Below are 6,136 nucleotides of genomic sequence, written 5' to 3'. Positions count from 1 at the left end.
GTATAAAAGGTATCAATAAAATAGTAGAAAAGGAGAAGTTTTTTTGTCTGAAGAAAAGAAAAAGACAGATTATCTAGGAATGGGGTTAGGGATGGGCGTTGCGATGGGGGCTTCTCTCGGTATACTTATGGATAATATTGGGTTCGGCATTGCGGTCGGCACGGCCTTAGGTGTTGCATTTGGAACGGCAATAAATCAAAGGAACAAAAAGGAATAAAGTTTTGAAAGAAGGAGTTCAGAATGAAGTATTTTGACGAAGCAAAAGAACTATGGTTAAACTATGTCCCGAGAAATGGGCAGTCGGATATCGTAGAAGGAGAAGTCATCCGGGCCATTGAAAAGCTTCGCTGTGAAGCTCAAGGCAACGGAAATGCCAATTGGGACGGCGGATTTAAGATGCTGGTGCTATATATACTAGACGTATTGAATGATCCGGACGTATTCAGCACAGCTATGTTAGCCGAAATAAAAGCCGATGTTCACACCTTGCTCACTTCGACAGAAGATCCGTATTTAGAAGACGACGTATACGATCGTTTGACGGACTGCGTCATTGAGTGGCATATAGCCAAAGGCGGACCTATCAAACGAGAAAAAAATCCTCAATTGTATAGATAAACGTGAGAAAGGAGCTGTTTTAAACAAGCTCTTCTTTTTTTGAGTTTCTGAAGCTTTATTTAACAAACATGTATCTAATTGCATTATGTGCTAAATAAATACATATAAAAAAGCAGCGGTTTACATCGCAGCAGTGTAGCATAAGCTTCTTAAAAAATCCATTCATAGATGGTTAAATGTTTGCTGACCTCCATAAAAAGTTCATAACTGACGCTGTTGCAAACACGTATAGTATTATATCTTTTACTAAATAAGAGATAAAGGAGAAGCGCCGATGTATATTCCAAAGTATTTTAAAGTGAATGAGGAACAAATAATGTATGAATTTATTGAAGACAATGGATTTRCCACTTTGTTTTCGTATCATAATGAAAAGCCTTATGCTACTCATTTGCCCCTGATGTTAAACCGGAAAGAAAAAACTTTATATGGACATTTTGCTCGTCCGAATCTGCAGTGGAAAGATGCTGAAAATCAAGAAATTTTGGTTGTGTTTCAAGGGCCTCACTGTTATATTTCACCGTCTTGGTATGAAACGAATCAAGCTGTACCAACATGGAATTATGAAGCTGTTCACGTGTATGGCACCATGAAAGTGATTGAAGCACCAACAGAACTGCTTGGGCTGCTGAGGAAGATGGTGGAGAAATATGAAAGCCCGAGCAGTACATATACACTAAATGACGTTGATCCTGCTTATATGAATGGTTTAAGTAAAGGAATCATTGGGTTTAAAATCGACATCAGCAAAATAGAAGGCAAACAAAAGATAAGTCAAAATCATTCAGTCGAAAGACAGCAGTTAGTCATAGAAAAATTAGAGCAGACGTCTCGTGAAAATGAAACAAAAATTGCGGAGCTGATGAAGCAAAATGTGCAGCGCGTGCTTAAAAAGTAACCGCTGTTGGAAAAGATCAGCAGTTTGTTAAAGGGAAGATAAAGAGAAACTAACTATGTGTTTAGTTTCTTTTTTATGTTCAAAACATTTTCTTGTTATTGACAAACAGGCTGTATATCCTTTAAAATTATCTTTAATTAAAGATAATTAAATTAAAGATAATTTTAGTGGGAGTTAAAAAATTTATATATTATGAAAAGAGGCGGAGCAGATGGAATTGTTAGGGTTGCATCATGTATCTATTTTGACGGGGAAAGCTGAGAAAAACTATCAGTTTTTCACCAAAGTTTTAGGCATGCGATTAGTAAAAAAAACGGTGAATCAAGATAACACTCAGTCTTACCACTTGTTTTATGCAGATGGAGAAGGGACGCCAGGAACGGAAGTAACGTTTTTTGATATTCCGGGACTTGCAAGAACGCATCAAGGTGCATCTGACATTTCGACTGTTTCGCTTCGCGTTAAAAGTACGGATTCTTTACACTTTTGGAAAAATCGCTTTGAGCAGTACGGAGTGGAATATGAAGAAATAGCTAAACGAGCTAATCGTGATACGTTAGCATTTAAAGATTATGAAGGTACACGTTTGCTTCTTGTTGCGGACAACGGTGAAAAAGGGGTAAGAGCAGGTGTKCCTTGGAAGTGCGAAGACATTCCATTAGAACATGCGATTATCGGCTTAGGACCGGTCACGCTAACGGTGGGTACGCCAGAACCAACTGTTGACGTACTGACAAATATTATGGGATTTCGCTACGTGGGTTCTTATCCATCTCTTGCAGGAGATCATAGAGATATTTTGGTTTATGCAACAGGTGAAGGCGGAAGCGGAGCCGAAGTTCATATTGAAACGAGACCTGATTTGCCGAAAGTTCGCTTAGGGCGCGGTGGCGTTCATCACGTTGCATTCCGTGTTCCAAATGAAGAAGAATACAATAAGTGGGCAGCCCGATTAAATGAAAACAGCCTGCCGAATTCCGGTAAAGTAGAACGATACTATTTCAAAGCACTTTATTTCAGAGAACCAAACGGCATTTTATTTGAATTATCAACKGACACACCTGGATTTGCGACCGATGAACCGCTTGAAACGATGGGCCAAACATTAGCCCTGCCGCCATTTTTAGAGCCGAAGCGCAAAGAAATCGAAGAAAAGCTGAGACCGCTAGATTTGGATGAAACGCTATAGAATTCTGAAGGTGCCTACCGCCTATTAAGACATGAAAAAACTCCAGTATTTATACTGGAGTTTTTTAGGTTAACACTCATTGTGCCAGAAACCGCAACCACATGCACCAATAATAATGAGTAAAATAAACAGTACGATGATAATGGCAAAACCATTACATCCGTGGTGAGGAACGCCATATCCACATTCAGGAACCATATATCCATAGTCCGGCATTGAATACCCGCAGTGTGGAATCATGTGCTCATAAGCAGGAGCTGTATAGGCGTGGTGAGCCATAGCAGGTGAGAATGGCATATTTTCATTAGAACTAAAAGGTGCGTTTACGTTATTATGCATTTTGATATCTTCCCTTCATTTATAAAACTTTTATAAAGCTTTGATAACTTATTCATATGTTCCAAGGTCCTTATATGAAGCTTATTCACAGCCCAATTATGGTTGATTAACTATATTTTATGGTGAATGGAAATGAAGCAGTGAGTTTTACGATGCTTGTGGTCTTATAAGTTATGTCAGAAGGGAAGGGGTTTATCTGTTTTTGATTGTATACTGCTGTTTATAGAACGGGTTATGATGAACGTTTTGATTTTCTTAATTCTATATCGTATACGTACCCAAGCTTTCGATGGTTCATAACGTCTTCAGGGGTTGTATTCCAAGGGTACATCGGATCTCTAAAGTTTTGACCAAATGGCCCGTTTTTCATCGGCTGATAGTTTTGATTACGATGAACAATTTGCCATACAGCCCAAATACGATCCACATTTGCGTGGTGTAAAAAGAAGACAGGATCATTCGGAGCAGTAGGTACAACGCCCATCTGTCCGCCAACCCAACGGTGTACGCGATTGTGAAGCTGTGGCCCGTTAATAAATCCTTCAAGCTGATTACGAAAGCTGTTTTGGCTGGTCATATCCCAAGGCGGCGTATCATACTGAGTTATTTTTAAAGCATTGRGAACATCATCTCGAGTAGGGAGTGTAGGTGCCTCTTTCGTTGCTCCAAAATTACGTTTTAGCCCGCCGGAAGGATTTCCTTGTTCATCGATCGTCGTCCAGCGCCCAGCTGCAAACGGACCGGTGTCGACGATAAAATCTTTTTTAGGATTTCCGTTTCCGCCCATAAAATCTGCACTCCAAATTTTTGATTGTGATGGATCTTGCATCTGTGCATCCGTTTCCCATTCCCAATAAGGAAGGGTTACTTCTGAATTGATTGACTGAAGGTCATGCTCGAATCGTAAAAGGTATTCACGATGCCATGGCAAAAAAGCAGAACTCATATGTGCTGCATTTCGATCGCTGCCCGGAGGCGTATGAAATTTACCCGCTGCACCATGCCACGCTATATAGCGGTCATATATCCCTTTTTCCTTTAGTATTAGCATGGTACGAACAAAATCTCTTTTTTCCATGTCGGTAAGATGTAATACGTTTTTTCTAACTCTGTACTTGTTACTCATTTGTAACCTCTTTCTAAAAAAAGAAGCAAGGGGCTGTTTCTTTTTTATATTTAGAATATGTCCAAGAGGTAAAAGTGCTACTGTAAATTTACAGAGACTTTTTTAAAGGTGTAAATCATAAATAGAGGTAAAATAAAAAAAGCAGGCATGCGCCTGCTTTTTTTAACTGCATTATTATTAATGACCAATTGGATACATGGTCGTTACGCTGTAGTCGTAGTCTTTGCCTCTGTAGTCAGTATATACAACTCTAACTTCTTGGTTTAAAGAACTAATATACTTTTCTTTAACGTAGTTGCCAGATTTATTGTTGGTGCCGTCTTCGCCTTCGTTGATGACTTCTTCAGCAACAGACATCGCTTGTTTTTCATTTAAATACTTGCTGAATTGGCTTTTACCTTGATAATTGTTAACGCCTGGTTTTTGCATATGCGCGACAATGTGGCAATATCCATATTTATCATTTCCTTCTTGTAAGACAAGTTCTTTGCCGGTAAATAATCTGTCGCTTTGAGTCTCTGCAGAGCATTGGTTGCTTGATGTAGTGTCCGGTGTGCTACTCGATGTACTGCTTGAATTTTCATGCTGCTGAATGAGGGAAATGGGCGAATTGTTGGTAAATACAGCGATGAGGGCAATAACAAGTGCCACAATAGTGTATAGTATTTTGCTGTTTTTAAAAAAATCCATTCCTTTATGCGTCTCCTTTTTGAATCAACGTTAAAATCAAATCGACTTTCTTTTCTAKCTGATCAATTAAGTTTTGTTTTACTTGTTCTGATTGTAATAAAGCGCTTCTGAGTTCGTCCATATCTTTTTGCATATACGCACGGTTTTCTTTTTCTTGCTGCAGCTCTTTTTGAAGAGCGTGTATCGTGGACAGCAATTCTTTATCTTGGTTCATTTATGCGTTCACCGCCTCTGTGTTGATAAAAAGTAACTTATGCCCACTATATAAAATACCACTATCTCCGCTGTAAATCGACTATTTGGATAGGAAATGAGTCCTCCCGGGTAAGGTTTTAGCAGGATATTGCTAGTTAAGAGGAGAATAGTATGGTTTACCGTAGATAGATAAGCTGCGCAGAAAAGAGGGAAGAAAATGTTTCCGGAATTAGAGACAAAACGGCTGATATTAAGAAAAATTGTAGAAGATGATGCCAGTGAGATTTTAGAATGCTTTTCTGATGAAGAGGTGCTGCGCTATTACGGGCAAAAACCTTTAGAATCGATCAACCAAGTGAAGGAGATCATTAAGAATTTTTCCAAAGGCTACGAAGAAAAACAATTAATTAAATGGGGGATTCAGCTAAAAGGAAAAGAGAAGCTGATTGGAACAATAGGGTTTCAAGAGTGGTCTCCTGGGCATAAGAAAGCAAACGTAAGCTATGCTCTTTTTCCGGAGTATTGGAACAAAGGATACGCAACAGAAGCCGTTCATGAAGCGATTTCTTATGGCTTCAACGAACTTCAATACAATCGTATAGGAGCGATTGTATTTATGCAAAATAGTGGATCTATCGCCTTGTTAAGCAAATTAGGATTTAAAAAGGAAGGGACGCTAAGAGAGTACCTGTTCCAAAACGGCATCCCGTTTGATACATATGTTTATTCGCAGCTGCGCGAGGAAGCAAAGATATAATGGCAAGCATAAAAAAAGGAACACGGGGAGATGTTCCTTTTTTTGTGCTTATATTTGTTATTAGAACGTACGTGCAGCTTCTTTAGCGCGAGCAATGCCGTCTTCTTTAATTTCTTGTGCTTTATCTGGCATTGCAGCCTGTCCTTCTACAAATAGGCTTCCGATAGAAGGAACGCCGAAGAAATTCATCATAATGCGCATATAACGGTGACCCATTTCTAATTCACCAGCAGGGCCGCGAGAGTAGATACCGCCGTTTGCTTGAATATGATACGCTTTTTTATCTGTTAATAGACCTACAGAACCTTCTGCTGTATATTTAAA

10 protein-coding genes are annotated in these 6,136 nt (G+C 39.2%); 5 read left to right on the top strand and 5 right to left on the bottom strand.

The annotated features are described in order from the left end of the window. The first annotated feature begins 43 nt into the window (after window positions 1-43). The 4 genes from AC1DRF_RS14535 to AC1DRF_RS14520 all read left to right on the top strand — a co-directional run bounded on the left by AC1DRF_RS14535 (window position 44) and on the right by AC1DRF_RS14520 (window position 2,705). Window positions 44-217 carry a glycine zipper domain-containing protein gene (locus AC1DRF_RS14535; protein ID WP_427075863.1) on the top strand — a complete coding sequence of 58 codons (174 nt, stop codon included), beginning with the start codon at window positions 44-46 and terminating at the stop codon, window positions 215-217. A 23-nt stretch (window positions 218-240) separates the two neighbouring features. Beyond that, complete coding sequence (locus AC1DRF_RS14530) at window positions 241-618, top strand: hypothetical protein (RefSeq protein ID WP_097822867.1); 378 nt, start codon at window positions 241-243, stop codon at window positions 616-618. A 274-nt stretch (window positions 619-892) separates the two neighbouring features. Continuing rightward, window positions 893-1,516: an FMN-binding negative transcriptional regulator gene (locus AC1DRF_RS14525; RefSeq protein ID WP_477741002.1), complete on the top strand. Its 624-nt coding sequence runs from the start codon at window positions 893-895 to the stop codon at window positions 1,514-1,516. A gap of 211 nt (window positions 1,517-1,727) precedes the next feature. Then, on the top strand, window positions 1,728-2,705 hold the full coding sequence (locus AC1DRF_RS14520; RefSeq protein ID WP_097822865.1) for a ring-cleaving dioxygenase: 978 nt from the start codon (window positions 1,728-1,730) through the stop codon (window positions 2,703-2,705). 69 nt (window positions 2,706-2,774) lie between these two features. On the opposite strand, the gene AC1DRF_RS14515 is transcribed toward AC1DRF_RS14520, so the two are convergent. The 4 genes from AC1DRF_RS14515 to AC1DRF_RS14500 all read right to left on the bottom strand — a co-directional run bounded on the left by AC1DRF_RS14515 (window position 2,775) and on the right by AC1DRF_RS14500 (window position 5,074). After that, a complete protein-coding gene (locus tag AC1DRF_RS14515; protein ID WP_043981292.1) occupies window positions 2,775-3,044 on the bottom strand; it encodes a YjcZ family sporulation protein in 270 nt (89 codons plus the stop codon). Between the two features lie 232 nt (window positions 3,045-3,276). After that, window positions 3,277-4,170: a tyrosinase family protein gene (locus tag AC1DRF_RS14510; protein WP_477741001.1), complete on the bottom strand. Its 894-nt coding sequence runs from the start codon at window positions 4,168-4,170 to the stop codon at window positions 3,277-3,279. A gap of 177 nt (window positions 4,171-4,347) precedes the next feature. Continuing rightward, a complete protein-coding gene (locus AC1DRF_RS14505) occupies window positions 4,348-4,860 on the bottom strand; it encodes a hypothetical protein (protein ID WP_097822863.1) in 513 nt (170 codons plus the stop codon). 4 nt (window positions 4,861-4,864) lie between these two features. Further along, window positions 4,865-5,074, bottom strand: a complete 210-nt coding sequence (locus AC1DRF_RS14500; protein ID WP_477741000.1) for a hypothetical protein — start codon at window positions 5,072-5,074, stop codon at window positions 4,865-4,867. 198 nt (window positions 5,075-5,272) lie between these two features. Between AC1DRF_RS14500 and AC1DRF_RS14495 the strand changes: the two genes are divergently transcribed. Further along, on the top strand, window positions 5,273-5,812 hold the full coding sequence (locus AC1DRF_RS14495; RefSeq protein WP_427075866.1) for a GNAT family N-acetyltransferase: 540 nt from the start codon (window positions 5,273-5,275) through the stop codon (window positions 5,810-5,812). 60 nt (window positions 5,813-5,872) lie between these two features. On the opposite strand, the gene AC1DRF_RS14490 is transcribed toward AC1DRF_RS14495, so the two are convergent. Further along, the coding region (locus AC1DRF_RS14490; RefSeq protein ID WP_477740999.1) for an NAD(P)H-dependent oxidoreductase at window positions 5,873-6,136 on the bottom strand (264 nt) is incomplete at its 5' end.

The sequence above is a fragment of the Priestia sp. P5_B4 genome (genome assembly GCF_056400385.1).
Note: the sequence above shows the minus strand (reverse complement) of the source record. Positions and strands in the feature narration are given on the sequence as shown.

Coding starts and splice junctions, on each gene's coding strand:
- AC1DRF_RS14515 (WP_043981292.1), bottom strand. CDS start 3,044: ATGCATAATAACGTAAACGCACCTTTTAGTTCTAATGAAAATATGCCA.
- AC1DRF_RS14530 (WP_097822867.1), top strand. CDS start 241: ATGAAGTATTTTGACGAAGCAAAAGAACTATGGTTAAACTATGTCCCG.
- AC1DRF_RS14495 (WP_427075866.1), top strand. CDS start 5,273: ATGTTTCCGGAATTAGAGACAAAACGGCTGATATTAAGAAAAATTGTA.
- AC1DRF_RS14505 (WP_097822863.1), bottom strand. CDS start 4,860: ATGGATTTTTTTAAAAACAGCAAAATACTATACACTATTGTGGCACTT.